The sequence below is a fragment of the Nonomuraea sp. B19D2 genome (assembly GCF_040137845.1).
Lineage (GTDB): Bacteria > Actinomycetota > Actinomycetes > Streptosporangiales > Streptosporangiaceae > Nonomuraea.
In genome coordinates this window covers 148,544-173,660 of sequence record NZ_JBEFAK010000004.1, presented here as the reverse complement: position 1 = coordinate 173,660, position 25,117 = coordinate 148,544, and the positions used below count along the sequence as shown (strand labels likewise).

At 70.3% G+C, this 25,117-nt stretch carries 24 protein-coding genes and 1 pseudogene; 15 read left to right on the top strand and 10 right to left on the bottom strand.

Annotated elements, in window-relative coordinates; translation table 11 throughout:
• The first annotated feature begins 23 nt into the window (after window positions 1–23).
• Together ABN273_RS10140 and ABN273_RS10135 are read left to right on the top strand one after the other, a co-directional pair.
• Entirely contained in the window at window positions 24–188 is a 165-nt protein-coding gene (locus ABN273_RS10140) for a tumor necrosis factor receptor family protein (RefSeq protein WP_349448422.1), read from the top strand.
• A complete protein-coding gene (locus ABN273_RS10135; protein WP_349448421.1) occupies window positions 189–485 on the top strand; it encodes a GNAT family N-acetyltransferase in 297 nt (98 codons plus the stop codon).
• Here the strand turns inward: ABN273_RS10135 and ABN273_RS10130 are convergent.
• Entirely contained in the window at window positions 468–1,616 is a 1,149-nt protein-coding gene (locus ABN273_RS10130; RefSeq protein WP_349448623.1) for a hypothetical protein, read from the bottom strand. The genes ABN273_RS10135 and ABN273_RS10130 overlap by 18 nt on opposite strands.
• A gap of 90 nt (window positions 1,617–1,706) precedes the next feature.
• Between ABN273_RS10130 and ABN273_RS10125 the strand changes: the two genes are divergently transcribed.
• Window positions 1,707–3,659: a thioredoxin domain-containing protein gene (locus tag ABN273_RS10125; protein WP_349448420.1), complete on the top strand. Its 1,953-nt coding sequence runs from the start codon at window positions 1,707–1,709 to the stop codon at window positions 3,657–3,659.
• A 4-nt stretch (window positions 3,660–3,663) separates the two neighbouring features.
• Here the strand turns inward: ABN273_RS10125 and ABN273_RS10120 are convergent, their stop codons facing one another.
• Both ABN273_RS10120 and ABN273_RS10115 read right to left on the bottom strand, forming a co-directional pair.
• Window positions 3,664–5,703, bottom strand: a complete 2,040-nt coding sequence (locus ABN273_RS10120) for a transglycosylase domain-containing protein (RefSeq protein WP_349448419.1) — start codon at window positions 5,701–5,703, stop codon at window positions 3,664–3,666.
• A 219-nt stretch (window positions 5,704–5,922) separates the two neighbouring features.
• Window positions 5,923–6,396 carry an Lrp/AsnC family transcriptional regulator gene (locus tag ABN273_RS10115; protein ID WP_349448418.1) on the bottom strand — a complete coding sequence of 158 codons (474 nt, stop codon included), beginning with the start codon at window positions 6,394–6,396 and terminating at the stop codon, window positions 5,923–5,925.
• 103 nt (window positions 6,397–6,499) lie between these two features.
• Between ABN273_RS10115 and hppD the strand changes: the two genes are divergently transcribed.
• Genes hppD through ABN273_RS10100 form a run of 3 tightly spaced genes read left to right on the top strand, consistent with a single transcriptional unit; the run spans window position 6,500 to window position 9,557 of the window.
• Window positions 6,500–7,609 (top strand): 4-hydroxyphenylpyruvate dioxygenase, encoded by a 1,110-nt coding sequence (gene hppD, locus ABN273_RS10110; protein WP_349448417.1) that lies wholly within the window; start codon window positions 6,500–6,502, stop codon window positions 7,607–7,609.
• Between the two features lie 34 nt (window positions 7,610–7,643).
• Window positions 7,644–8,084: an RDD family protein gene (locus ABN273_RS10105; RefSeq protein ID WP_349448416.1), complete on the top strand. Its 441-nt coding sequence runs from the start codon at window positions 7,644–7,646 to the stop codon at window positions 8,082–8,084.
• Between the two features lie 45 nt (window positions 8,085–8,129).
• Window positions 8,130–9,557 (top strand): M1 family metallopeptidase, encoded by a 1,428-nt coding sequence (locus tag ABN273_RS10100; protein WP_349448415.1) that lies wholly within the window; start codon window positions 8,130–8,132, stop codon window positions 9,555–9,557.
• Between the two features lie 10 nt (window positions 9,558–9,567).
• Here the strand turns inward: ABN273_RS10100 and ABN273_RS10095 are convergent, their stop codons facing one another.
• Entirely contained in the window at window positions 9,568–9,819 is a 252-nt protein-coding gene (locus tag ABN273_RS10095) for a hypothetical protein (protein WP_349448414.1), read from the bottom strand.
• Between the two features lie 25 nt (window positions 9,820–9,844).
• Window positions 9,845–11,014, bottom strand: coding sequence for an FIST signal transduction protein (locus ABN273_RS10090; protein ID WP_349448622.1), 1,170 nt, complete (start codon window positions 11,012–11,014; stop codon window positions 9,845–9,847).
• A 171-nt stretch (window positions 11,015–11,185) separates the two neighbouring features.
• On the opposite strand from ABN273_RS10090, the gene ABN273_RS10085 reads away from it, so the two are divergent.
• The 4 genes from ABN273_RS10085 (at window position 11,186) to ABN273_RS10070 (ending at window position 15,993) form a co-directional block, all read left to right on the top strand.
• Window positions 11,186–12,577 (top strand): sigma 54-interacting transcriptional regulator, encoded by a 1,392-nt coding sequence (locus ABN273_RS10085; RefSeq protein WP_349448413.1) that lies wholly within the window; start codon window positions 11,186–11,188, stop codon window positions 12,575–12,577.
• Window positions 12,578–12,639: 62 nt separating this feature from the next.
• Window positions 12,640–13,380: a hypothetical protein gene (locus tag ABN273_RS10080; protein ID WP_349448412.1), complete on the top strand. Its 741-nt coding sequence runs from the start codon at window positions 12,640–12,642 to the stop codon at window positions 13,378–13,380.
• A gap of 66 nt (window positions 13,381–13,446) precedes the next feature.
• Complete coding sequence (locus ABN273_RS10075; protein WP_349448411.1) at window positions 13,447–15,411, top strand: vWA domain-containing protein; 1,965 nt, start codon at window positions 13,447–13,449, stop codon at window positions 15,409–15,411.
• 171 nt (window positions 15,412–15,582) lie between these two features.
• On the top strand, window positions 15,583–15,993 hold the full coding sequence (locus ABN273_RS10070) for a YkvA family protein (protein WP_349448410.1): 411 nt from the start codon (window positions 15,583–15,585) through the stop codon (window positions 15,991–15,993).
• 3 nt (window positions 15,994–15,996) lie between these two features.
• Here ABN273_RS10070 and ABN273_RS10065 read toward each other — a convergent pair whose 3' ends face one another.
• Entirely contained in the window at window positions 15,997–17,103 is a 1,107-nt protein-coding gene (locus ABN273_RS10065; RefSeq protein ID WP_349448409.1) for a hypothetical protein, read from the bottom strand.
• A gap of 124 nt (window positions 17,104–17,227) precedes the next feature.
• Here ABN273_RS10065 and ABN273_RS10060 point away from each other — a divergent pair, with 124 nt between their 5' ends.
• Together ABN273_RS10060 and ABN273_RS10055 are read left to right on the top strand one after the other, a co-directional pair.
• Complete coding sequence (locus ABN273_RS10060) at window positions 17,228–17,782, top strand: hypothetical protein (RefSeq protein WP_349448408.1); 555 nt, start codon at window positions 17,228–17,230, stop codon at window positions 17,780–17,782.
• 57 nt (window positions 17,783–17,839) lie between these two features.
• On the top strand, window positions 17,840–18,154 hold the full coding sequence (locus ABN273_RS10055; RefSeq protein WP_349448407.1) for a hypothetical protein: 315 nt from the start codon (window positions 17,840–17,842) through the stop codon (window positions 18,152–18,154).
• Between the two features lie 61 nt (window positions 18,155–18,215).
• Here the strand turns inward: ABN273_RS10055 and ABN273_RS10050 are convergent, their stop codons facing one another.
• Window positions 18,216–18,638 (bottom strand): DUF6292 family protein, encoded by a 423-nt coding sequence (locus tag ABN273_RS10050; protein WP_349448406.1) that lies wholly within the window; start codon window positions 18,636–18,638, stop codon window positions 18,216–18,218.
• Window positions 18,639–18,777: 139 nt separating this feature from the next.
• Here ABN273_RS10050 and ABN273_RS10045 point away from each other — a divergent pair, with 139 nt between their 5' ends.
• Both ABN273_RS10045 and ABN273_RS10040 read left to right on the top strand, forming a co-directional pair.
• Window positions 18,778–18,903: a hypothetical protein gene (locus tag ABN273_RS10045; protein WP_349448405.1), complete on the top strand. Its 126-nt coding sequence runs from the start codon at window positions 18,778–18,780 to the stop codon at window positions 18,901–18,903.
• A gap of 10 nt (window positions 18,904–18,913) precedes the next feature.
• Window positions 18,914–19,348, top strand: coding sequence for a hypothetical protein (locus ABN273_RS10040; protein ID WP_349448404.1), 435 nt, complete (start codon window positions 18,914–18,916; stop codon window positions 19,346–19,348).
• Window positions 19,349–19,362: 14 nt separating this feature from the next.
• Here ABN273_RS10040 and ABN273_RS10035 read toward each other — a convergent pair whose 3' ends face one another.
• Together ABN273_RS10035 and ABN273_RS10030 are read right to left on the bottom strand one after the other, a co-directional pair.
• A complete protein-coding gene (locus tag ABN273_RS10035) occupies window positions 19,363–20,502 on the bottom strand; it encodes a cystathionine gamma-synthase (protein WP_349448403.1) in 1,140 nt (379 codons plus the stop codon).
• Window positions 20,503–20,625: 123 nt separating this feature from the next.
• Window positions 20,626–20,814: a hypothetical protein gene (locus ABN273_RS10030; RefSeq protein WP_349448402.1), complete on the bottom strand. Its 189-nt coding sequence runs from the start codon at window positions 20,812–20,814 to the stop codon at window positions 20,626–20,628.
• A 108-nt stretch (window positions 20,815–20,922) separates the two neighbouring features.
• Here ABN273_RS10030 and ABN273_RS10025 point away from each other — a divergent pair.
• Window positions 20,923–22,029, top strand: a pseudogene (locus ABN273_RS10025) (sensor histidine kinase); the annotation flags it as partial.
• Here the strand turns inward: ABN273_RS10025 and ABN273_RS10020 are convergent.
• The gene (locus ABN273_RS10020; RefSeq protein ID WP_349448401.1) at window positions 21,952–25,113 is read right to left on the bottom strand and encodes an AfsR/SARP family transcriptional regulator; all 3,162 of its coding nucleotides are present in this window, start codon (window positions 25,111–25,113) and stop codon (window positions 21,952–21,954) included. The pseudogene ABN273_RS10025 and the gene ABN273_RS10020 sit on opposite strands and share 78 nt — an antisense overlap.
• Window positions 25,114–25,117: the final 4 nt, after the last annotated feature.

The window sequence follows — 25,117 nt, the reverse complement described above, 5'->3', positions numbered from 1 at the left end:
GCCCCCGGTGGCAGACTGGAACTGTGAACGTTCTAGCAGCAGGTGAGGTGAGTCCGGGCCTGCTCGGCTTCCTCGTGGTCGCCTTTCTCGGGTTCGCCCTCTACTTCCTGATCAAGTCGATGAACAAGCAGATGTCGAAGATCCAGGTGCCGCACGAGGGCGACACGGACGACAAGAAGGCCGAGTAGATGTCGCTCGAAGTGGTCGACAACTCGACGGAGAGCCGGTTCGAGGTTCTGGTGGACGGCAAGGTCGCCGGGTTCGCCGACTACCGGCTGCTGCCCACCAAGATCGTGTTCACGCACACCGAGGTGCTGCCCGCGTACGAGGGGCAGGGGCTGGCGAGCAAGCTGGTCGGGTACGCGCTGCAGGCGAGCGCCGATACCGGCCTGCGCGTCGTGCCCCTGTGCCCTTACGTCGCCAAGTACATCGAGCGCCACCCCGAGTTCCAGGAACTGGTCGACACCTCATTCGGCAGCAGGTGACCAGGCTCGTTCCAGAGCTTTGGGCAGCCCCCACCAGCCCAGCGGGGTGAGCACCTCCCTCCCGTCGACGATGCCGAGATAGCCCCACAGGCTCACCACCGACAGGAACAACGCCTCGATCGCGTCGAGGTCGTCGACGTCCTGGCCGTCGACGTCGATGTCCTCCGACTCGGAGATGAGCCGCGCGATCCGCTCGGGCGAGGCGAGCACGCCGGGGCCGAGCCTGGTCAGCGCCGCCACCCCGGCCAGCCAGTCGGCGTGCTGGATCGCGCAGAGGTTTGCCAGCGTGGCGTCCTCCAGGCTGAGCTCCCTGTCGAGATCGGCGAACTCCTCCAGCACGTCCGCGTTCTCCGACAGGTCCGAGACCGGCCCCGCGATGCCCGCCGCCACCGCCAGCCACAGCTCGCGGTCGTCGTCCGGCATCGGTGCGTCGTCGTACCCGGCGCAGGCCCGCAGCACGTTGGCGGGATAGCCGGGCTGGGCGAGCAGCTCGCGCAGCCGCGCGGCGGCCTGTTCCAGCTCGCCGGCCGGCAACTCTGGCTGTTTAGGCAGGCCCGCGACGATGCGCCGCAGCTCCTCCAGCGCGAACGCCTCCTCCTCGTCCCAGGCCGCGAACAGCTCCTCGTCCTGCTCGTCGTTCACCGCGAACCCGGGCACCCTGCCGTCCGGCAGCGGCGTGCCGAGCCAGCGCTCCTGCAGCTCCTCGTACGCCCTGCGGGCCTCCTGGTCGCCCGTGGCCAGCGCGTCGGGGTCGATCTCGCCGGCCTCCACCCGCTTCTCCAGGTGGGCGACCAGCCGGTCGAACATCTCCTCCGCCACGGGGCCGCGCTCGTCCTCCTCCGGCCAGACGAAGTAGCTGGGCGTCATGAGTATCGGCTCGGTGCCGGTGGACTCGACCCAGCGCTGCACGTCCCCGACCGTGGCGACGCCGGACTCGATGGAGCCGAGCGTGGCCTTGGCGGACTCCCAGAACGGGAGCGACAGCGGGTTGCCCGCCGACATCATCGCCCGTCGCAGGTCGGGCAGCGCCACGAGCGCCACCCCTGACGGTACGGCGAGCAGCGCGCGTGCCACGTCCCGGCGCGTGATGGCACTCGCGGGGCGTCCTGCGTGGGCGCAGACGAAGTCCATATCCACGTCCCGTAACCTACGCCGTCCGGCCCTCCTGGGTCAGCCGCCCGCCGCGTCGGGGGCGGACTAGGCTGATCAGGGGAGGTCCTGATGAACCGCTTGAAAGACGCCACGAGCCCTTATCTGCTCCAGCACGCGGACAACCCCGTGGACTGGCACCCCTGGGGCGAGGAGGCGTTCGCGGAGGCCAGGCGGCGGGATGTGCCGCTGCTCATCAGCGTCGGCTACTCGGCGTGTCACTGGTGTCACGTAATGGCACACGAGAGTTTCGAGGACGCCGGCACCGCGCGCCTCATGAACGAGCACTTCGTCAACATCAAGGTCGACCGCGAGGAGCGCCCGGACGTGGACGCCGTCTACATGGGCGCCACCCAGGCCATGACCCGCCAGGGCGGCTGGCCGATGACGGTGTTCGCGACGCCAGAGGGCCACCCGTTCTACTGCGGCACCTACTTCCCGCGCCCCCACTTCCAGCGCCTGCTCACCGAGGTGCACAACGTGTGGGTGGGTGACCGGGAGACGGTGCTGGAGCAGGGCGCCAAGGTGGTGGAGGCGCTCAACGCGGGCACGACGCTGCCCGGCGGAGCCGTGCCCAACGAGGAGACGCTGGCGCGGGCCATGCGGAGTCTGCGCGAGGAGTTCGATCCGGCGCACGGCGGGTTCGGCAGGGCGCCGAAGTTCCCGCCGTCCATGGCGCTGGAGTTCCTGCTGCGCTCCGGTGAGCGCGAGATGAGCGGCAAGACGCTCGAGGCGATGGCCCGCGGCGGCATGTACGACCAGCTCGGCGGCGGGTTCGCGCGCTACAGCGTGGACGCGGAGTGGGTCGTGCCGCACTTCGAGAAGATGCTCTACGACAACGCGCTCCTGCTGCGCGTCTACACGCACTGGTGGAAGGCGGGCGGCGGCGAGCTGGCGCGGCGGGTGGCGCTGGAGACGGCCGACTGGATGCTGCGCGAGATGCGCACGAAGGAGGGCGGGTTCGCCTCGGCGCTCGACGCCGACAGCGAGGGCGTGGAGGGCAAGTTCTACGTCTGGACCCCCGAGGAGCTTCGCGACGTGCTCGGCGAGGACGACCGCCGCTGGGCGCAGGAGCTCTTCGAGGTGACGGTGACCGGCACGTTCGAGCACGGCGCGTCCGTGCTGCAGCTCCCGCGAGACCCCGACGACGCCGTGCGCTACGCGGGCGTCCGCGGGCGCCTGCTCGCCGCCAGGGACCAGCGGGTCCGCCCCGGGCGCGACGACAAGGTCGTGGCCTCGTGGAACGGCCTGGCCATCGCGGCGCTGGCGGAGACCGGCGTGGCGTTCGAGCGGCCCGACCTCGTGGCGGCGGCCACGGCCGCGGCCGAGCTGCTCGCGAGCACGCACGTGGTGGACGGCAGGCTGCTGCGTACCTCCAAGGACGGCAGGGCCGGGACGAACGCCGGCGTGCTCGACGACTACGCCAACCTGGCCGAGGGCCTGATCTCCCTGTACGGCGTGACCGGCGAGGTCAGGTGGCTGCGGCTGGCGGGATCCCTGCTGGACACCGTGCTCGACAGGTTCGCCGACGGCGCGGGCGGCTTCTACGACACGGCGGACGACGCCGAGCGGCTCTTCCAGCGGCCGCAGGACCCCACGGACAACGCCACCCCGTCCGGCCAGTACGCGGCCGCGGGCGCGCTGCTGTCCTACGGCGCGCTGACCGGCTCCACCCGGCACAGGGAGGCCGCCCACGCCGCGCTCGGCACCGTGTCCGTGCTCGCCACGGGGCATGCCAGGTTCGCGGGCTGGGGGCTGGCCGTGGCGCGGGCGGCGCTGGACGGACCCGTGGAGGTGGCCGTGGTCGGCCCGGCCGACGATCCGCGTACGGCGGCGCTGCACAGGCAGGCGCTGCTGGCTGACGTGCCTGGGCTCGTGGTCGCCCGCGGCCCCGGCGACTTCCCTGAGCTGCTGGAGGGGCGCGGGCTCGTCGGCGGGGCGCCCGCCGCGTACGTGTGCAGGGGGTTCACCTGCCGCATGCCCGTGACCACGGTCGAGGAGCTCCGCGCCGAGCTGGCCGGGTAAGCCGCTAGCCGGTTTGCGGGCGGCCCGTGGTGGGGTCGGTCCCCGTGTCGTCACCCGTCGTGGGGACGGGGGCCTGCGTGGCCGGCGGCGCCGTCTGCTCGGGCTGCTGGTCCTGCTGCCCGTTCTGCCCGTCGTTGTCGCTCGGCGCATCGGTCGACGGCGGGTCCGTGATCGTGGGATCGGTGGTGTCGGGCCCAGGCGTGCTGTTCCAGTCGTTAGGGTTCGTCGGAGACGTGTAGTCCTGCTGGGGAACGTCCTGGTTGTCGTCGGGCGCCGAGTAGTCGGGTCCCCAGCCGTAGTCCGACGGCTCGGGGAACTCCTCCACCGGCTTGCCCGCCATGGCCTCGGTCATGAACGCCCGCCAGATCTGCGCCGGCAACTGGCCGCCGAACTGCGTGCCGTACCCGGGGATCGTGACGGTGGCGTTGTCCTCCCTGAACATGTCGACCGCGACCGCGAGCTGCGGCGTGAACCCGTTGAACCAGACGGACTTCGACTGGTCCGTGGTGCCCGTCTTGCCGGCCACCGGGCGGTCGTAGAGCCGGGCGGCGGTGCCGGTGCCGTACTTGACGACCTGCTGCATCGCGTACGTGGTGTCCGCGGCGGCCTGCTCGCTGACCACCCGCGTCGCGACCGGCTCGATGACCTTCTTCTGGCCCTTCGCGTCGGTGACCGACATCACCACGTGGGCCTCCATGTGCACGCCCTTGTTGGCGAACGTGGAGAAGCCCGAGGCGTTCTGGACGGCGCTGACCGAGGAGACGCCGAGCGGGAAGGACGCGTAGCTCTGCTGCGGCTCGATCTGCGACTTGGGGATGCCCGCCTTCTCAGCCACGGCGGCGACCTTGTCCAGGCCGACCTTCTGGCCGAGGTCGACGAACGCGGTGTTGACGGAGTTCTGGGTGGCCCGCACCAGGTTGATCTCGCCGTACGACCGGTCGCTGTCGTTGGGGATCGGCTTCGGGTCCGACGCCACGCGCATCGGCGAGTTGCCGTTGACCCTGGTGGACAGGTCGAAGCCGTTGTCGAGCGCCGCCGCCAGCGTGTACGGCTTGAAGGTCGACCCGGCCTGGACCTTGGCCGAGAACGCGCTGTCGTACTGCGACTGGGCGGGGCTTCCCCCGTAGAACGCGACGATCTCGCCGGTGGCCGGATCGACGGCCGCGAGCCCCGCGTGGACCTTCTTGGGCGTGGCGTCGGGCAGCACGTCCTTGACGGCCCGCTGGGCCGCCTGCATGAGCTTCTTGTCGAACGTCGTGACGACCTTCAGGCCGCCGCCGTTGATGTCCTCGTCGGTGTAGCCGCGCCGGTTGAGCTCGGCCGTCACCTGCTCCAGCATGTACTGCGCCTGGCCCTTGAGCTCGAACGGCTTCTTCGGGGCCGTGAGCTCGGGGAACCGCTGGGCGGCGACCTGCTCGGGCGTCAGCGCGCCGGTCTGGCCCATCGCGTCGATCACCGACTGCCAGCGCTCCTTGGCCGCCGCGAGGTCGGGGCCCTTGGGGTCGGCGAACCTGCTGGGCTGCTGGATCACCGCCGCGAGGTAGGCGCCCTCGGCGACGCTGAGCTGGTCGACGTGCTTGCCGAAGTAGGCGCGGGCGGCCGACTCGACGCCGTTGGCGCCGCGGCCGAAGTAGATCGTGTTGAGGTACTGCTCCAGCACCCAGTCCTTCGACTTGGACTGGTCGACCTTCATCGCGATGAGGATCTCTTTGAACTTCCGGGTGACGGAGCGCTCCTGGCTGAGGCCGCTGTAGTAGTTGCGCACCAGCTGCTGGGTGATCGTCGAGCCGCCCTGGAGCTGCTGCCCGCTGACGGTGGACCAGACGGCCCTGGCGGTGCCCTTGACAGAGACTCCGCCGTCCTCGTAGAAGGAGCGGTTCTCGGCCGCGATGACCGCGTCGCGCACGTGCTCGGGCACCTTGGCCAGCTCGACGTTCTTGCGGTCGATGCCCTGCCGGGCGAGCACGCTCTTGCCGTCGCGGTAATAGATCACCGAGCCCTGAGCGGTGGCCTGCTTCTGCGTGGAGTCGGGAATGGGCGTCATCGCCCACGCGATTGCGAAAAGCCCGACCAGTACGAGGATTCCCGCGCCCAATGAAATCAGTAGAAGTCGGAGAACTCGCCGCTTTCGCATCCCGTTACCACCACCACTCCGCACCTCGACCCCCCTCGTCAGCCTCGGCCAGCCCCCGCTAGCTGGGCGAATGCCAAGGGTAAACGATCGATATCGGTGCCCCGTCCCTAAGCGATAGTACGGCCGGAACTAGCCTCTGCGCGGGACATCGGCGACCAACGGCAGCACTCGGTATGGAACCGGCGTGTCCAGGGCGATGATCGAATTAGTCCTGAGCACCCCCTGAACGTCCACAATCCGGTCGATAACCCGCTGCAAATCGGCATTCGTCCGCGCGACCACGCGGCAGAGCAGGTCGCTGTCGCCGGTGATCGTGTGCACCTCCAGCACCTCGGGGATCGCGGCCAGCCGGTCGGCCACCGGATCGTGCCCGGCGACCTGTCTGATCTCCATGGTGACGAACGCGGTGACGCCGTAGCCGAGGGCCTCAGGCGACACGTCAGGACCGAACCCCGTGATCACGCCTTTGGCGATCAGCCGGTCGAGCCGGGCCTGCACGGTGCCGCGGGCCACGCCGAGCCGGCGCGAGCATTCGAGCACGCCCAGGCGCGGCTCCTCCGTCAGGAGGGCGATCAACCGGGCGTCCAGCTCATCGATCATCATACTGTACAGATTTACCCAACATTTCACGGAGAAGCTAGGCAGGTTGTCCACCAATTCAGGTAACTGTTGCGCAGCCCGTCCAGGAAAATCGACAGTTGGACTTATGAATGATGCTTTTCCGGTCAACGGGATGGACGCCGTCGTGTTCGCCGTGGGCAACGCCAAGCAGGCGGCCCACTACTACTCGACGGCATTCGGCATGAGGTTGGTGGCCTACCGCGGGCCCGAGAACGGCAGCCGGGACGAGGTCGCGTACGTGCTGGTCTCTGGCGGCGCCACGTTCGAGTTCCGCGCCTCGCTCCGCCCGGGCACGGACCTGTCCAGGCATGTCGCCGAGCACGGTGACGGGGTGATCGACCTGGCCATCGCGGTGCCCGACGTCGAGGCAGGGTACGCGTACGCGGTCGCCCATGGGGCCAAGGGACTGGTGGAGCCGTACACGATGGAGGACGAGCACGGCAAGGTGCAGCTCGCGGCCATCGCCACCTACGGCGAGACCCGGCACACGCTGGTCGACAGGTCCAACTACGGCGGCCGCCACCTGCCGGGGTACGTGGCCGCAGAGCCGCTGGTCGCGCCCCCCGAGACGAGGAACGGGCGACTGTTCCAGGCGATCGACCACTGCGTGGGCAACGTCGAGCTCGGCAAGATGGACGAGTGGGTGGAGTTCTACCGGAAGGTGATGGGCTTCACGAACATGGCGGAGTTCGTCGGCGACGACATCGCCACCGAGTACTCGGCGCTCATGTCCAAGGTCGTGGCGGACGGCTCGCGCAAGGTCAAGTTCCCGCTGAACGAGCCGGCGGTCAGCCGCAAGAAGTCGCAGATCGACGAGTTCCTGGAGTTCTACGGCGGGCCGGGGGTCCAGCACATCGCGCTGGCCACCAACGACATCCTGACCACGGTCGACCACATGCGGGCGGCCGGCGTCCAGTTCCTGGACACGCCTGACTCGTACTACGACGACCCCGAGCTGCGGGCACGCATCGGAAAGGTGCGGGCGCCGATCGAGGAGCTGAAGAAGCGGAAGATCCTCGTGGACCGGGACGAGGACGGCTACCTGCTGCAGATCTTCACCAAGCCGGTGGAGGACCGGCCCACCTTGTTCTTCGAGCTGATCGAGCGCCACGGGTCGCTCGGGTTCGGCAAGGGCAACTTCAAGGCCCTGTTCGAGGCGATCGAGCGCGAGCAGGAACGGAGGGGCAACCTTTAGTTTGTCCCGACTTAGTGGTGGTCATCAGGACATCATGGGATCACCACCGGGGCTGGCGGGACGCTGGCGACGGCTGTTCGCCGGCGTCCTCGACTGGCTCATCGTCAACGTCGTCTCCGTCCCCTTCAACTTCTCGAGCTGGGAGTACGTCTGGGACCGGGGCAGAGGCGCGTGGGACCGTTATCCGGTGGAGCACACCTTCCTGGCCGGACTCGTGGCCTTCCTGTACTTCTGGCTGCTGCACGCCTTCTGGAACGGTCAGACCCTGGGCAAGAGACTTTTCGGCATACGAGTCGTTCAGGAGCACGGCGGCAGGATCACCGTGACGCAGGCCGCGGTACGGCAGGCCGTGGCGGCCGCGTTCGCCTGGCTCTGCTGCTTCGGCCTGCTGGTGGACCTCGTCTGGATCCTCTTCGACCCCCGCAAACAGGCCCTGCATGACAAGGCGGCCAGGACGGTCGTCGTCAACGCGTAACCCAGCGTAAGCTTCTGGTCACGATTGAAGGGGGATCGTTAGCCGATGCGTTCCAACAAGCGCTGGGTGGCAATGCTGGCGGCGCTGATCAGCGTGCTGGGCTGCTCGCCCGCGGACAAGCCACCGTCGCTCGCCGACCACCGGCTCGACGACCCGCCGTCGCTCACCGGCCACCGGCCGGGCGCGGCCGGCATCGGCGACACCGACTTCCCCACCGACGGCAACGGCGGCTACGACGTCTCCCACTACGACCTGGCCGTCGACTACACGCCGATGACCAAGCAGCTCCAGGGGGTGGCCACCATCCAGGCCGCCGCCACCCAGGACCTGTCGAGCTTCAACCTCGACTTCTCCGGGCTGACCGTGAGCAAGGTCGCCGTGAACAACTCCACCGCGACGTTCCGGCGCCAGGGCGAGGAGCTGACCGTCACGCCTGCCAAGCCGATCGACGTCAAGTCCCGCTTCTCCGTCAAGGTCGTCTACTCGGGGCAGCCCAAGCCGATCCAGGACAGCGCCAACCTGGGCACGTTCGGATTCGTCGCGACCCCTGACGGCGCGTTCGTGGCCTCCGAGCCCGACGGCTCCAAGACCTGGTTCCCCAACAACGACCACCCGGCCGACAAGGCCACGTACGACATCACGATCACCGTCCCCGCCGGGGTGACCGCCCTGGCCAACGGCGAGCTCGTCGGGCGGCCCACGACCGCCCAGGGCAAGACCACCTTCCGGTGGCGCGAGCGGCATCCGATGGCGAGCTATCTGGCGACGGCCACGATGGGCAAGTTCGCCCTGCGCGAGGGCCGCACGCCCGCCGGCATCCCGGCGATCGCCGCCGTCGATCCCAAGTTCAAGACCTCGCTCGACAAGCTGTTCACGCTCACGGGCGAGATCACCGACTACTGGTCCACGGTCTTCGGCCCCTACCCGTTCTCCTCGACCGGGGGCATCGTCGACGACTTCGCCGCCGGCTACGCGCTGGAAAACCAGACCAAGCCGCTTTACGGCGGCTTCGCGCCCGACCAGAGCATCATCGCCCACGAGCTGGCCCACCAGTGGTTCGGCGACAGCCTGTCGATCAAGCGCTGGAAGGAGCTCTGGCTCAACGAGGGCTTCGCCACGTACGCGGAGTGGCTCTGGTCGGAGCACAAGGGCGGGAAGAGCGCCGAGGCCATCTTCAACGAGTTCCACGCCCGCCCGGCCGACGACCCGATGTGGGCCTACCCGCCGGGCCGGGCCAGGCCTGACGACCTGTTCAACTTGTCTGTCTACAATCGCGGCGCCATGACGCTGCACGCCCTGCGCAAGGCCATCGGCGACGCCACGTTCTTCAAGCTGCTCAAGACGTGGACCGCCGATCACCGCCACGGTCACGTCACGACGGACGAGTTCATCCACCTCGCCGAGCAACTGTCCGGCCAGAACCTCCGGCCGCTGTTCGACGCCTGGCTCTTCCAGCCGCGCCGCCCTGCCTGATTCTTGGGCCTCAGCCGTAGTGCTCCCCCGCCAGGATCAGGGCGGCGGCGCCGACCAGCCCGGCCTCCTGTCCCAGGGCGGCGGGCACGACCTCCAGTCGGCGGGCGAAGCGCATCCTGGCGTGCTCCCGCAGCGTCTTCCACAGGGTCTCGGCGTCCGCGCCCTGGGGCGTGGCGGCCCGGACGGACCTGGTCACCGTGCCGTCGCGGGCGACCAGGCCGGCGGCCATCTTGGTGCCGCCGACGTCGATCGCGAGGATCACGGACGGCCCGCCGTACGGAGCCGGCTCATGGACCGGCGCTGGAGAACACCAGGACGGACGCCGTGAACCCGTGCACATGGTTGTGGCCGGCGACCGGGCCGACCTCGCCGGCGGCGAAGAAGCCGGCCATGCCGATGGGCCCCAGCGTGTCGCGCAGGGCGACCGGGTCGTGGTCCGCCGTGCCGAACATGGCCGACCCCCGGCCGTTGCAGGAGAACAGCAGCGCCCCGTCCACCTTGCCGAGTTGCTCCCGATGGGCGTCGAGCAGGTCGTACAGGTCCTCGTCGGCGGTGGCCGCGTCGCGTACCTGGAAGCGCACGGTCCTGCCGATCTCCACGATGTCGCCGATGGCCACGGCCTCGCGTTCGGGGTCGATGCCGATGACCCCCCTGATGAGGAAGTCGCCGCGCTCGTGGCGCTCGGCGTACTCGTTCATGGCCACGCCGATCTGCAGGCCGGAGGCGACCAGCTCGCGGTCGTCCTCGTCCAGATCGCTGACGATGTCCTCCAGCCGGGCCAGTGCCGGCTGACCGGCCAGCTCGAGCAGCAGGTTGTCCTCCGACGCGGTGACGACCATGCTGGGGCCGATCGGGCGGCAGCCCTGGCTCACCACGGTGCTGATCCTGACCGGGCCGCTGATCAGCACGCCGATCGCGCCCTCGGTGTAGACCTCGCCGTCGGCGAACAGCCGTACGGAGCCCCGGCCCTGCAGCCCGTTGGCCAGCCCGCCGATCAGCGGCAGCTCGCCGAGCACATCGACCGAGCGCTCCACGAAGGCGTCGGTCGGGAAGGTGTACGGGTCGGCCAGCAGGATCGCCACATGATCGTCCCCACCCCGCTCGGGCAGCCCGACCACCACGAACCTGTCCTCGGCGGCCAACGTCTCCAGAGCGAAGGTCGTCAGCCTCGCGCCGTCCAGGGTCGCCGCCCACGCGCTCACGGCAGGCGTCAGCTCGACTCCTTGCCCGTCGCCGATCACCCCCGTGGCGCTGCAGCCGATCACGTGCGCGTCGGGTGCGAGCTTCATCGCGGCCTCACCGGCCCGCGCGACGGCATCCGGGTCGTCGCCGCAGATGAAGAAGCAGACCAAGTCAGCTCGGCCGCTGAGCCTCGACAGTGCCCGGCCGACGGCGGTCTCCGCGGCCTCCACCAGGTCGGAACCCACGGCGAGGCCGTCGGCGAAGCGGCTTGTCATCAGTGCCACGGGTCTCGCCTCCCTCGACATGTCAAAGTTCCCTAGGCCGCATTCTCCCCACTAAAAGGACAAGCACGCACACGAACCATCACTCAGTGGTTGATCTCCGAAATCTCCGCCAGATGCGAAACTCTCTGCCGCATTGCTCGCGGGCGACGTAGTCTCGATCCCGTGCATCAGCCACGTATTCTCCGCGAGTTGCGAGAGAGCGGCCACGTTCATCGCACCGTCAAAGCCGAAGTCCGGGAAAACCTGCTGGCCAAGCTGCGGGCGGGTGAGCCCCGTTTCCCCGGCATCGTGGGCTTCGACGACTCCGTCCTGCCGCATCTGGAGCGGGCGCTGCTCGCCGGGCACGACCTGGTGCTCCTCGGCGAGCGCGGCCAGGGCAAGACCCGGCTCATCCGCACCGTCACGGGCCTGCTGGACGAATGGACCCCGGTCGTCGAGGGTTGCGAGATCAACGACCATCCGTACGCGCCGGCCTGCACGCGTTGCCAGGCGCTCGCGCGGGAGCTGGGTGACGACCTGCCGGTCGCGTGGAAGCACCGCGACGATCGCTACGGCGAGAAGCTCGCCACGCCTGACACCTCCGTGGGCGACCTGATCGGCGACGTCGACCCGATCAAGATCGCGGAAGGGCGCACGCTCGGCGATCCCGAGACCGTCCACTACGGCCTGGTCCCCCGCACCAACCGCGGCGTCTTCTCCGTCAACGAGCTGCCCGACCTGGCCGAACGGATCCAGGTGTCGCTGCTCAACGTGCTGGAGGAGCGCGACATCCAGGTACGCGGCTACAACCTGCGGCTGCCGCTGGACATCCTGCTCATCGCCAGCGCCAACCCCGAGGACTACACCAACAGGGGCCGGATCATCACCCCGCTGAAGGACCGCTTCGGCGCGGAGATCCGCACCCACTACCCCCTGACGGTGGAGGACGAGCTCACGCTCATCCGCCAGGAGTCCATGCCGGACATCGGCGCCGACGTGCCCGAGCACCTGGTCGAGGTCATCGCCAGGTTCACCCGGCTCGTACGCGAGTCCACGGCCGTGGACGCCCGCTCCGGCGTGTCGGCGCGCTTCTCGATCGCCGCCGCCGAGACCGCCGCGGCCTCGGCCGTGCGCAGGGCCGCGATCGCGGGCGAGGAGCAGGCCGTCACGCGCGTGGTCGACCTGGCCTCCGTGGTCCACAGCCTGCGGGGCAAGGTGGAGTTCGAGGTCAGCGAGGAGGGCAGGGAGACCGAGATCCTCGCCCACCTGCTGCGCAGGGCCACGGCGGAGACGTTCAGGACGCGGCTGGGCGGCATGGACCTGTCCGCGATCATCGACAAGTTCTCCGAGGGCACCCAGGTGGAGTCGGGCGAGCTGGTCCCCGCGGGCGAGCTCCTGCACCGGATGGGTCCCGTCCCCGGGCTGGCGAAGGTCATGTCCCGGCTCGGCATGGGAGCGGGCGAGGAGTCGCCCGGGCACGCGGCGGCGGCCCTGGAGTTCGCGCTGGAGGGTCTTTACCTCATGCGGCGCCTCTCCAAGGAGGACATGGACGGAGTCTCCGTCTACCGCACGTGAACAACCTGGCGGTCTCCGGCGTCAAAGTGGTCAGCTGATCTACCCTGACGAGGAGACCGCCCATGCGTTTGCTTGCCTGTGCCACCGCTCTCGCCATGAGCTTCTCCGCCGCGCCCGCTTCCGCGCAGGCCACCGAGGTCGTGTACGGGTACGCCTGGGCCGACGGCGAGGGGCATCTGCGAATCGTGCCCAAGTCGGCCACCTTCGTGCGGAAGGACGGCTTCCTGGGCTACCGGCTCAAGGCGGTGACGAAGGCCAAGGAGGTGCGGCTCGGCTACACCCGCGCGTCCTACGGCCGCGTCACGGTGGCCTGCGACCTGAAGGAGACCGAGGGCCGGGTGGCCCTCGACGCCAAGGGGCTGGGCAGGACGGCCTGCAAGCCCGGCGACCTGGACGACGCGCTGGGCCGCGGCCCCGTTCCGCTGCGCGTCGAGTACCGCGGCGCCAATGCCGTCAAGGTCAACGAGTTCCTGGTCACGGAGTGGCCCGGCTCGCGTACCGCGCGCGGCACGCTCGAGCGCGTCAACGACACCACCGTGCTGTTCGCGACCGGCGGAAAGCAGGTCAAGCTCGGGTACACGTACGCCACGTCCTTCCACCGGACCACGGCGCGATGCCGGGACGGGTGGCTGGCGGGCGAGCCGGTCAACGCCGACAAAAAGGGGCTCGGCAAGAAGTCGTGCACCTCGGCCGACCTGACCAGAGCCCTCAAGACGGTCAAGCACCCCGTACTCGTGAAGATCGACTACACGCCCGGGGTCGACGGCGTGAACGAGGTATGGGAGGTCTTCGGGGACGCGTAGCCGGCCCCGCGGAGAAGGCCGGCAGGGGACGCATAACCGGGCGGATCGGGTTAGCGTGGGTGCGTGATGGCCTTTCGCTATGGCGAGTACCACGACGGCCCCGACCCCCTCGCCCCGCCCTACGACGTGCGGGCGGCCCTCGACGAGATGGGCGACGCGATCCTCTCCGGCTCGACGCCGGTCCACGCCCTGCGCGACCTGCTCAAGCGCGGGCTCCCCGGCACGCAGGACCGCCGCGGGCTCGACGACATGCTCAGGGAGGTACGCAGGCGCCGGCGCGACCTGCGCGAGCGCGGGCGGCTCGACGGCACCCTCGAAAAGGCGCGGGCGCTGCTCGACAAGGCCATCGGGCAGGAGCGGGCCGAGCTGTTCCCCGACCCGTCCGACGACGCGCGGCTGCGGGAGGCCGGGCTCGACACGCTGCCCGATGACACGGCCAGCGCGATCCAGGAGCTGAGCACGTACGACTGGCGCTCGTCGGCGGCGCGCCAGACGTTCGAGGAGCTGCGGGACCTGCTGCGGCGGGAGGTCCTGGACAGCCAGTTCAGGGGCCTGCGAGACGCCCTCGCCAACCCGGACCCCGAGGCGATGGAACGCGTCCGGCAGATGATGTCGGACTTGAACGACATGCTGGACAAAGACGCTCGGGGCCAGCACACCCAGGCGGATTTTGACGCCTTCATGGGGAAATACGGCGATTTGTTCCCCGAGAAGCCGCGCAACCTGGAGGAGCTCGTCGACATCCTGGCCCGCCGCGCCGCCGCCACGCAGCGCATGCTGGCCTCGATGACCCCGCGCCAGCGCGAAGAGCTCGCCAACCTGATCAACCAGACCCTCGACCAGACCGGGCTCTCCGACGAGATGCGCCGGCTCGGCGAGGCTCTCTACGCCCGCCGCCCCGACCTGGCCTGGAACGCCCCCGAGCGCCTCACCGGCGAAGAGCCCCTGGCCATGGGCGACGCCGTCACGGCCCTGGAGGAGCTGGCCGACCTCACCCAGCTGGAGACCGCCCTGCGCCAGGACTACCCGGGCGCGCGGCTGGACGACATCGACGAGGCCGCCGTACGCCGCGCGCTCGGCCGCTCGGCCGTGGACGACCTGGAGGCGCTCAAGCGCATCGAACGCGAGCTGGAGGAGCAGGGCTATCTCCTGCGCCGCCGCGGCAAGCTGGAGCTCACCCCCAAGGCCGTCCGCCGGCTGGGCGAGACGGCGCTGCGCCGCGTGTTCGCCTCCCTCGACGCGGGCCGCCGCGGCGACCACGACCAGCACGACGCGGGCTCGGCCGGAGAGCTCACAGGCTCGTCCCGGCCGTGGCGCTTCGGCGACGAGCAGCCCATCGACGTGGTCCGCACGCTGGTGAACGGCGTACGCAGCGGCGGCGTCACCCCCAAGGGCAGCGGGGGGACGGCCCTGCGGTTGTCGGTGGACGACTTCGAGGTCGCCGAGACCGAGCGCCGCACCGCCGCGGCCGTCTGCCTCCTGGTGGACCTGTCGTACTCGATGGCCCTGCGCGGCACCTGGGCCGCCGCCAAGCAGACGGCCCTGGCGCTCCAGGCCCTGGTGGCGGCCAAGTTCCCGCAGGACGCCGTCCAGATCATCGGCTTCTCCAACTACGCCAGGGTCCTGCAGCCGGACGAGCTGGCGGGCCTCGACTGGGACATGGTCCAGGGCACCAACCTGCACCACGCCCTCCTGATCGCCGGCCGCCACCTCGACCGCCACCCCGACTTCGAGCCGGTGGTGCTGGTGGTCACGGACGGCGAGCCCACGGCCCACCTCATGCGCAACGGCAGGTCGGCGTTCGAGTGGCCGCCCTCGCACGAGACCCTGGAGCTCACGCTGGCCGAGGTCGACAAGATGACCCGCCGCCGGGCCACGCTCAACGTCTTCATGCTGGCGGCGGACGACCGGCTGAAGGAGTTCGTGGACGAGGTGGCCCGCAGGAACGGGGGCCGCGTCTTCTCGCCGAGCGCCGAACGTCTGGGCGAGTACGTGGTCAGCGACTTCCTCCGCCTCCGCCGCGCCCGCTGAATTGTCAGCGGCCTTTGGCAGTCTTGCTGAGCACATCATGCTGGTGCTCCACCCGGCACCATAGCTTGCACCCGACCGGCGGGGCCAGAGCCCGATGTCACGGATGTAGCATGACGGCGTGACGGACGCCGCCGCGGACCTGACCGCGTTCGAGCAGGCTGGCGGGCGGGCATGACCGGCTGGTGGGGATGGGACCTGCTGATCGGGCTGACGGTCGCGCTCCTCGCCGTCTGGGCTGCGCTGATCGCGGCGCTGGTGATCGTACGGCCACGCGGCGGCATGCTGCGTGAAGCGCTCCGGCTGCTCCCCGACGTGCTGCGCCTGGTCCGCCGCCTGGCCGCCGACCCCGCCCTGCCCCGTGGTGTCCGCGTGCGGCTCGGGCTGCTGCTGGCCTACCTGGCCATCCCCATCGACCTGGTGCCCGACTTCATCCCGCTCCTCGGTTACGCCGACGACGCCATCATCGTCACCGCGGTGCTGCGCTCGGTCGTACGGCGTGCCGGGATCGACCCGGTACGCCGCCACTGGCCCGGCACCGACGACGGCTTCGCGGCGCTGTGCCGACTGACCGGCCTGAAGTGATCTCTAGCGGTACTCCACGATCTCGTCCTCGGCCAGGCCCCACAGTCTCCTTCCGCCCGAGGCCTGCGTCAGCGCGGTCAGTGGCAGCTTCGAGCTGACCTGGGACCACCGCCCACCCGCATGCGTCAACAGGAAATAGTCGTCATGTGAAAGCTCGGGGTTCACCACATCGCCGGCTATCCAGACCGAGCCGCCGCCGTCCTGGGCGACCCCGGTCAGTCGTCCCTCCTTGAGGGCGAGGGCGCGCCAGGCTGTGCCGTTCCATCGATACAGCAACGGCCAGAACCGCGAGTCCGATGTCGAGTAGCTGCCCACGGCCCACACGTCATCGGCGGCCACGGCCAGGACCGCGGTGAGTTGCGCGTCGAACGTGCCGGCAGGCGCCACAGGGGGCAGCGGCGTCCGCTGCCAGGAGCGGCCGTCGAAGTGCGCTGCGGCAGGCCCGTCAGCTGTCGCCCCTACCGCCCAGATGTCCTGTGGTGACAGGGCGGAGGCCGCGTTGGTGGTGACGGGTGTCTCGTATCTGCCCCATTTCCGGCCGTCGAAGTGCTTCGCCCACCGCTCGCCGAACGTCCATGCCTGGTCGTGGCCCAACGCGATCACTTCCAGCGTCGATACAGGCTCGTCGTTCTCATCGATCTCATCCGGGAGGAAGGACCAGCGTCGACCGTCGAAGTGCAGCAGTCCGGAATCACCCCCCTCGTTGTCCTCGGCGACGACCCACACGTTGCCGGGGGCTGAGGCGTCGACCTTGGAGAGGGTCCGGGAACGGCCCCTTTCCGGCAGTTCCTGCACCAGCCGGCGCCACTGCCGGCCGTCCCAGTGGACCAGCACGGATTCGTGATAATCAACTTCGACCCGCTCGCCGACCGCCCATGCATCGCTGCCGTCGGCCACGATGTCCAGGAAATTCGCACCGTTCGCGAGGCCTTTCTGCCGGTAGACCCTTCGCCAGCGCCCGTCGGGGATGACGTCCACGGGGTCCACCGCGGCGGGGCTCTGGCTCGGCGGCCGTCCGTGACCCGGAGGGGGCTCGTGCCCTGCGGGTGCGGCGGCGGAACACCCGGCGAGCGTCAGGACTACAGCGACGACTGCCGATCGTGCGCTCACGAGGGTCCTCCAAAATCCGGAGTACGCGCCAGCATAGCGATCTCCGTCTGGGAGTCGGCTCACAGCGGAGCCGTCTCAGCGCCGTGTGACCGCCGTATCAGCGGGTGGCGCGATCGTCTGCCACATGGAGAACACCAAGTCCCAGACCCGTCCCCGCACCGTCACCGTCGCCGGCGTCCTGCAGCTGCTGTTCGCGCTGGCCTTCTTGATCGCCCCCGTGGCGGGCCTCGTCCACGGCGCCGACGTCAAGGCCGCGATCGAGGCCGAACTCGTCCGGCAAGGCCTGTCCCCCTCCATCCTGGCCGAGAACGGCATCCAGCTCGACGAGGGCGGCTATGCGCTGGTGCTGCCCTTGGCCACCACGGCGATCGCCGCGATCCTGGCGTGGCTGAACCTCGCGGGGAAGCGCATGGGCCGGATCCTGACGCTGCTCGTTCAACCGATCTTCCTCGCCCTGGACGTCTTCATCCTCGCCACCCAAGTGTCCAGGGTGCAGGATTTCCAGGCGATCCTCGGTGAGACCGCGGACGTGCAGGCGATCTTCGATGCCGGCGGGCGCGTCTACCCCGCCTGGCTGCTCGCCGTGTCCAACGGCCGCCTCGTCTTCACCATGCTGGCCTCGCCGGCCGTCATCGTCCTGCTCCTGCTCCCGTCGGCCCGTGCCTACTTCCGCAAGTGACGCGGCGCCAAGAAAGCACTTGTCAAGATCGGCCCTGACACGCGATCATGGACGTCCGTGACGAAAAAGATCCTTTCCAGCGTTGCCGGCATCGCTCTCGGGGCCGCCGCCCTCATCGGTGGCACCGCCTCCCCCGCGGCCGCGATCAGCGGCTGCTCCAAGACCGGGAGCACCGACCACTCCGTGAGTGTCAAGTGCACCAGCGGGCTGGAGACCTACTTCCGGGTCTACGGCTACTTCTGTTCCACCTCGTCCTGCTCCTACATTCCAGGCAGCCTGGTCTACAAGGGCAGCACGAGCAAGGCCTCCAGCAGCGCCTACTACAGCGGCAAGTGGTACGTGAAGGGCTGCTACGTGACCGACGGCTGCTGAGTCGCCCGGGCCTGGGCCTCTCCTGGAGGTCCAGGCTCTCCACCCGCCTCGCGAGTCGGCGCTAGGCGTCGATGAATCGGGCGTAGAAAGCGAGGGCCACGTCGAAGCCGTCGCGGCAGTTGCGGTGGGAGCGGTAGCAGGGCCGCCAGGCCGAGCTGGCGCCGACTCCCGCCCTCGCGTCGCTGAGAGCCGGCGGTACGCGTTCCGGTTTGGGCAGGAGGCCGTGGCCCAGGTAACGGATGCCGTTCAGCTCGGTGTGGGCGCCGCGGCCGCCCGAGACGAACGTGCCCAGGCGCCAGCCGCTCTCCTCGTCCCACACCAGCGCGGTGCCGTCGGCGAGCCGGAGAGTGGCGTCGCGCGGATCGCAGGGGCCCTCCCACCAGTCCGCCACCTCAGGTCCAAGTACGTCGATGACCTGCCGCACATAGCTGGTCGGCTGCTGCAGCCACTCGTCGGTGTACGGCTCGACGTGCCTGATGGCCACGGACGGCACCCCCTTGTGCCCAAACGGTAAGAAGAAAAAGACAGTTAGCAACCATACCCGGGGCGAACTTATTCCGTTGCACGGACGTCTAGTCATTACGGACGATATTTAAGTCCGGCACGGGGAAGGAGGAGCGCCCATGATAGCCACGGTTCTCCTCATCGTCCTGATGGTCGTCGCCGTCGCGACCACAGAGATGATCATGCGGTGCTCCGAGAAGAGCAAAGAGGGTGTCGAGTCCCCCAGCGAGATCACCGGCGACTAGTCTCTGCGGCATGTCGTCCCTGCTTCTCTGGCTGCACATCGGATTCGCGATCTTCACCATCGGCCCGGTCACCGCCGCGACGATGGCCGCGCCGCGCGTCATCCGCAACAAGAACGTGTCCGCGCTGCAGTTCATCCAGCGCCTGACGAGGATCTACAGTCTCGGCACCCTGGGCGTGTTCGTGTTCGGGCTGGCGCTCGGCGCGGTCATCGGCCAAGGGCTGCTCGGCAAGTGGTACATGACAGCGTCGATGACGCTGTTCATCGTGGCCGCGGTGCTGCTCGTCATCATCGACCGCGACCTGCGTACCGCCGTCCGGGCGCTCTCGAGCGAGAGCGCCGAGGACGACGCGAAGGTGCAGAACGGGCGGATCGCCGCGATCAGCGGGCTCCTGTCCGTGATCTGGCTGGTGATCCTGTTCCTGATGGTGGTCCCGACCGGCTGAGGGCCTTCAGACGCTTACCCGAGCGCCTGCGTGAGGTCCGCGAGCAGGTCGTCGATGGTCTCGATGCCGACCGACAGCCGCACCAGGTCGCTGGGCACCTCGAGCGGCGACCCGGCCGCCGAGGCGTGCGTCATCCTGCCCGGATGCTCGATCAGCGACTCCACTCCGCCCAGCGACTCGCCCAGCGTGAAGAGCTTCGCCCGGTTGCACACCTCCACGGCCTCCGCCTCGCCCCCGGCGACGCGGAACGACACCATGCCCCCGAACCGCCTCATCTGCTTGGCCGCCACCTCGTGCCCCGAGTGCTCGGCCAGCCCCGGGTAGAGCACCTGGGTCACCCGGGGGTGGGCCAGCAGCAGGTCGACGACGCGCTCGGCGTTGTCGCAGTGGCGGTCCATGCGTACGCCGAGCGTCTTGAGCCCGCGCAGCGTCAGCCACGCGTCGAAGGGCCCCGCCACCGCGCCCATCGCGTTCTGGTGGTAGGCCAGCTCCTCACCCAGCCCGCGATCGACGGTGATCAGCGCGCCGCCGACCACGTCGGAGTGCCCGCCCACGTACTTGGTGGTCGAGTGGACGACGACATCCGCCCCCAGGGAGAGGGGCTGCTGCAGGTACGGCGACGCGAAGGTGTTGTCGACCACCAGCAGCGAACCGTTGTCGTGGGCCAGCTGCGCCAGCCCGGCGATGTCGGCGATGCCGAGCAGCGGGTTGGTGGGGGTCTCGACCCAGACGATCTTCGTCTTCTGCGTCATCGCCGCCGCCACGGCGTCGAGGTTGTGCAGCGGGACCGGGTCGTAGTGCAGGTCCCAGCGCTGGTGGACCTTGGCGAACAGCCGGTACGTCCCGCCGTACGCGTCGTTGGGGATGATGACGTGGTCCTGCGGCTTGCACACTGTGCGCAGCAGGGTGTCCTCGGCGGCCAGCCCCGAGGCGAACGCCAGCCCGCGCACGCCGCCCTCCACCGCCGCCAGCGCCTCTTCCAGCGCCGTCCTGGTGGGGTTGGCCGAGCGGCTGTACTCATATCCGGAACGCAGGCCCCCCACACCGTCCTGCTTGTACGTGGACGTCGCGTAGATAGGCGGAACGACCGCGCCCGTCACCGGGTCGGGCTCTTGACCTGCGTGGATGGCCAGCGTCTCAAAACCGTTGCTCATAGAGGCCACGTTAATGGAAGTCGGCCCGCGATCCGTCCCCTCCGGATCGCGGGCCGCTCGCGGGACGCCGTCCCCCAACGGCCCCGCGATGGCTCGTGCACCATGCCCGCGCGAGCCAGGTCCTCAGGCCGCCTGCGGCTCGTTGCGGTCCTGGCGGCGCTCGAGCCGTACGATGTCCGCCTCGACGAACCGGCCGCTGCCGCCCTCCGCGGCCTCCCCGTTGATGCGGGAGAGCAGAACTGGGTCGGCCAGCGCGAGCAGCACCCCGACCAGCAGCCCGACACCCAGCAACACGAACCCGATAACCACCATTTGCTGTCCCCTTCCGACATATCCCAGCATCGGGTACGCCCCCTGGCTTCCGCCTCCGCTGAAGGATTGGTCTCTGGCGGCCCGGCTCGGCCGAACGGTTGATACGACATGTACGACTTCCGGCCTAGGCTCGGGGCCGTGGGGGAGACCAAGCGCATCGTGTACTGGATCCGGCGGCTCAGCGAGATCGCCATGATCGGCTGGCTGGGCATGATGCTGCTGCTCGACCTCGCGCTGGCCGTCGGCATCGGGAGCTTCCAGTGGCTCGTGCCCTTCTGCGGCGCGAGCGGCATCGCGGCCGTGATGCTGCGGCGCAAGCGCCGGGTCGAAGGGTTCAGCGCCCTGCTGGCCCTGTCTCTCTGCACGTCGATCGTGCTCGGGAGCAGCGGGCTCGTGGCCGCGCCCGGCATGGCGGAGACCGGGTCTCTGCTCATCCTGATCATCGGCGTGCTGCGGCACGTGGAGCCGGTCCGGCGGGCGGCGGTGCTCGCGTGCGTGGGACTGATCGTGCTGATGGCCGAGGCCGTCGGGCGCCAGTACCACAACGCGGGGTTGGTGTTCTCGTTCCTGCTGTTCGCGGGGTGGTCGACGGCGGCGGGCGTCGGCGGCTACCTCCGCTTCCAGCAGGAGCGCCGCGTGGAGGCCGTCCACTCGGTACGGCGGGCGGAACGGCTCGAGCTGGCCAGGGAGCTGCACGACCTGGTGGCCCACTACATCACGGGCATCGTGGTCCAGGCCCAGGCCGCGCGAACGGTCGCCGAGACCAGCCCGGAGGCGGTCACGCCCGCGCTCGACGCCATCGCCGCGGCCGGTTCGGAGGCGCTGACCTCGATGCGGCGCATGGTCACGGTGCTGCGTACCGAGGACGACGCGGCCCGCAAGCCCGGCGTCACGCTGGCCGACCTGCGGATGCTGACCGACCGGTTCTCCGCTGACGGGCCGAAGGTGGCGTTCGAGATCGGGCAGGGGCTGGACGATCACACGCTGCCGCCGGAGGTCATGACCACCCTGCACCGGGTGCTCCAGGAGGCGCTCACGAACGTGCGCAAGCACGCCTCCCGCGCCGCCTGGGTCGAAGCGGATCTGCGGCGCCGCGAGAAGGCGGTGGTGCTGCGGGTGCGGAACTTCGGGGCCGCGTCAGATCCGCGGGTCTCCCGCCTCGGCGGCGGGTTCGGGCTGGTGGGGATGGCCGAACGGGTCGAGGCGCTGGGCGGCCGGCTCTACGCGGGCCCCTCCCCGCAAGGCGCCTGGGAGGTGGCCGCCGAGTTCCCGCTCCCCTAGAGCCTGCTCGCGTCCCTCCCTCAGCGCCTGCTCGAACGCCTCGTCGCCCAAGATGGCACGTAGCCTCCGGCCGATCCGCTCCACGTCGTGCCGCTCGCCCACCGGCAGGGGCGCTCCCACGGCTCGCCGCGTGGCGGCGGCCACCCCGATCAACCTGGCCGCCTCCAGGGGCGTCCCAGAGCGGCTGCCGGGCGCGAGTGACAGGGCTCCGGCCAGGCCCTCGAGTGCCAGCGCGATCGCGCGGGGATCTGCGGTCGCCCGCGCGGCCTCGTACCCTTCGCGCTGCCTGGCCAGCGCGGTCGCCGCGGCACCGCGCTGCTCGGCGGCGAAGCCCAGCTCCGCCATGACGAACGCGATCCCCGGCGTCCCCCGCACCCGCCGCAGCCAGTCCAGCAGCGACAGCAGGTACGACTCCGCCTGCTCGTACCTGCCCTGCCGCCTGGCGCTCATGGCGAGGCCGAGCACGGCGTTCTCCTCGGCCGACTTGTACGACTGCTCGACCGCCACCCTCCTGGCGCGCTCGTGGTAGTCGTCGGCCCGCTCGTAGTCGCCCGCCAGCATCGCGATCCTGCCCAGGGCGGCCAGCTTGAACGACACCTCGAACCCCAGCTCCTCGGCCGGCCGCAGCGCCTGCTCGCGCAGCCGGGCCGCCTTCGGGTAGTCCCCCCGGATCTCGGCCGCCCGGTCGAGCACATCCATGGCCTCGATCTGCCCCCACTCGTCGCCCAGCTCCCTGAAGATCGCCAGCCCCCGTTCCCCGTCCCGCTCCATCGCCGCCAGGTCGCCCCGGCCGACGGCGAGCTTGCCGCGCAGGCAGAGCGCCGCCGCCACACCCCACTGATCGCCCAGCTCCTGGTACGCCGCCAGCGCCCGCTCGGCCGCGGCCTCGTGCGCCTGCCTGTCGCCGTAGGCCCACCGGACGTGACTCAGGAACCAGTCGGCCAGCGCGGCGCCCGCCGGATCGAGCTCGGCCTGGCGCACCGGCGAGGCCGGCTCGCCGATCAGCAACTCGATCCCGGCCAGCCACACAGAGACCCGCGCCGCCTCCGCCGCCGCCACGCCTTCAGTGGCAGCCGGGCTGGGCGTGCTGTGTGTCGCCAGGGCCGCGGCCAGGGAGCGGCGGGCCTCGCGGAGCCGGCCGCGCAGGAACCAGTACCAGGCGAGGGCGTTGACCAGGCGTAGCGGCTCCGGTCCCGCGAGGGCGAGCCGGAGGTTGGCGCTCTCGGCGTCGAGCCGGGCGAGCCACTCGCGCTGCCCCGGCCCTCTGAGGTCGGCCCGTTCGGCCAGGGCGGTGTAGTAGCGGGCGTGGCGCTCCCTGATCGCGTCGTGCTCGCCCGCCTCCCGCAGCCGCTCCACGCAGTACGCCGTCACGGACTCCAGCAGCCGGAAACGCGGCCCGGGCACGCGTACGACCAGTGACCGGTCCACCAGCCTGGCCAGCGTGTCGAGCACGTCCACGCCGGGCTCGGCGCACACCTGCTCGGCCGCGTCCAGCGTGCACCCGTCGGCGTGTACGGCCAGCCGCCGCAGCACGACGCGCTCGGGGCCGGAAAGCAGCTCCCAGCTCCAGTCGATCATCGCCCGGAGCGTGCGCTGCCTCGCGGGCGCGTCCCGCATCCCGGCGCTGAGCAGCCTGAACCGGTCATCCAGCCGGTCCGCCAGCTCCTTCACCCCCAGGGCGCGTACGCGGGTGGCGGCCAGCTCCAGGGCCAGCGGGATGCCGTCGAGCCGGCTGCAGATGGTGGCCACGCTCTCGCTCGGGTCGACGTTCGCCCTGGCCGTGAAGAGCCGTACAGCCTCGGGTTCGGGCAGGGGCGGCACCACGCGTACCTGCTCGCCCGTCACGCCCAGCGGCTCCTGGCTCGTGGCGAGCACGCGGAGCCCCGGGGCCGTCCGCAGCAGGGCGGAGACCAGCCCGGCCGCCTGGCCGACCAGATGCTCGCAGTTGTCGAGGACGAGCAGCATGCGCTTGCCCGCCAGCGCCCCGGCCAGCCTGGGCGCCAGCGCGACTGCGTCGTCGTCCCGGACGCCCAGCACGGCTGCGACCGCCTCCGCCACATCGATCGCGCCCGCCAGCTCGACCAGCCACACCCCGTCGGGGAAGCCCGATACGGCCGCGGCGGCGGCCAGGGCGAGCCTGGTCTTGCCGACGCCGCCCGGCCCGGTGAGCGTCACCAGGCGGGAGCTTGCCAGCAGCTCGCCCACCTCGGCCAGCTCGGCGTCCCGCCCGATCAGTTCGGTCAACGGCGCGGGCAGGTTGGTACGAGGCCCGGGCGCGTCCGGAACACGGGCGAAGTCCCGGGTCGCCAGCCCCCGGTCCTGGCGGAGGATGGCCTGGTGGAGCTCGGCCAGCGCGGGCGACGGGTCCAGCCCGAGCTCCTCCCCCAGCCGCCGCCGCAACTCGCCGTAAACAGCCAGGGCCTCGCTCTGCCGCCCGCCCCGGTAGAGCGCCTTCATGTGCGAGGCCACCAGCCGTTCGCGCAACGGGTGACGAGCCACCAGGTCGCCCAGGTCCACCGGCTCGCCCAGCTCCAGCCGCACCTCCGCCTGCTCCTCCAGCGCCGCCAGGCGCGTCTCCTCCAGGCGCGCCGCCTCGGCGCGCGCGAAGCCGGCGTCGGCGAAGTCGGCGTACGCGGGCCCGCGCCACAGGCTCAGGGCGTGGTCCAGCTCGGCGGCGCGCAGACGGAGACCAGGGGATCGCCGCTCCACCAGGGACCGGAAGCGCAGAGCGTCGGAGTCGGCAACGGCCAGGCGGTATCCGGCGGGCCCGTGCACGACCGAACGAGGATCGCCGAGCGAGTGGCGGAGCTGGGAGACGCGGGCCTGGAGAGTGCCGACCGGGTTGCGGCCGGGCCGGGCGCCCCAGAGGTCGTCGATCAGCCGGTCGGCGGAGACCGGCCCGCCCCCGTGCGCCAGCAGGTCGGCCAGGAGCGCGCGCACCTTGGGCTCGGCCACCCGGACCGGCGAGCCGTCCTCCGCCCAGACCTCCAGCGGCCCCAGCACCCCGAAACGCACCACGTCA

Bases quoted from the DNA above. Each gene is read 5' to 3' on its own strand.
- ABN273_RS10135 (WP_349448421.1), top strand. From the start codon at position 189: ATGTCGCTCGAAGTGGTCGACAACTCGACGGAGAGCCGGTTCGAGGTT.
- ABN273_RS10130 (WP_349448623.1), bottom strand. From the start codon at position 1,616: ATGGACTTCGTCTGCGCCCACGCAGGACGCCCCGCGAGTGCCATCACG.
- ABN273_RS10125 (WP_349448420.1), top strand. From the start codon at position 1,707: ATGAACCGCTTGAAAGACGCCACGAGCCCTTATCTGCTCCAGCACGCG.
- ABN273_RS10120 (WP_349448419.1), bottom strand. From the start codon at position 5,703: ATGACGCCCATTCCCGACTCCACGCAGAAGCAGGCCACCGCTCAGGGC.
- ABN273_RS10115 (WP_349448418.1), bottom strand. From the start codon at position 6,396: ATGATGATCGATGAGCTGGACGCCCGGTTGATCGCCCTCCTGACGGAG.
- hppD (WP_349448417.1), top strand. From the start codon at position 6,500: ATGAATGATGCTTTTCCGGTCAACGGGATGGACGCCGTCGTGTTCGCC.
- ABN273_RS10105 (WP_349448416.1), top strand. From the start codon at position 7,644: ATGGGATCACCACCGGGGCTGGCGGGACGCTGGCGACGGCTGTTCGCC.
- ABN273_RS10100 (WP_349448415.1), top strand. From the start codon at position 8,130: ATGCGTTCCAACAAGCGCTGGGTGGCAATGCTGGCGGCGCTGATCAGC.
- ABN273_RS10090 (WP_349448622.1), bottom strand. From the start codon at position 11,014: ATGACAAGCCGCTTCGCCGACGGCCTCGCCGTGGGTTCCGACCTGGTG.
- ABN273_RS10080 (WP_349448412.1), top strand. From the start codon at position 12,640: ATGCGTTTGCTTGCCTGTGCCACCGCTCTCGCCATGAGCTTCTCCGCC.
- ABN273_RS10075 (WP_349448411.1), top strand. From the start codon at position 13,447: ATGGCCTTTCGCTATGGCGAGTACCACGACGGCCCCGACCCCCTCGCC.
- ABN273_RS10070 (WP_349448410.1), top strand. From the start codon at position 15,583: ATGACCGGCTGGTGGGGATGGGACCTGCTGATCGGGCTGACGGTCGCG.
- ABN273_RS10060 (WP_349448408.1), top strand. From the start codon at position 17,228: ATGGAGAACACCAAGTCCCAGACCCGTCCCCGCACCGTCACCGTCGCC.
- ABN273_RS10045 (WP_349448405.1), top strand. From the start codon at position 18,778: ATGATAGCCACGGTTCTCCTCATCGTCCTGATGGTCGTCGCCGTCGCG.
- ABN273_RS10040 (WP_349448404.1), top strand. From the start codon at position 18,914: ATGTCGTCCCTGCTTCTCTGGCTGCACATCGGATTCGCGATCTTCACC.
- ABN273_RS10035 (WP_349448403.1), bottom strand. From the start codon at position 20,502: ATGAGCAACGGTTTTGAGACGCTGGCCATCCACGCAGGTCAAGAGCCC.
- ABN273_RS10030 (WP_349448402.1), bottom strand. From the start codon at position 20,814: ATGGTGGTTATCGGGTTCGTGTTGCTGGGTGTCGGGCTGCTGGTCGGG.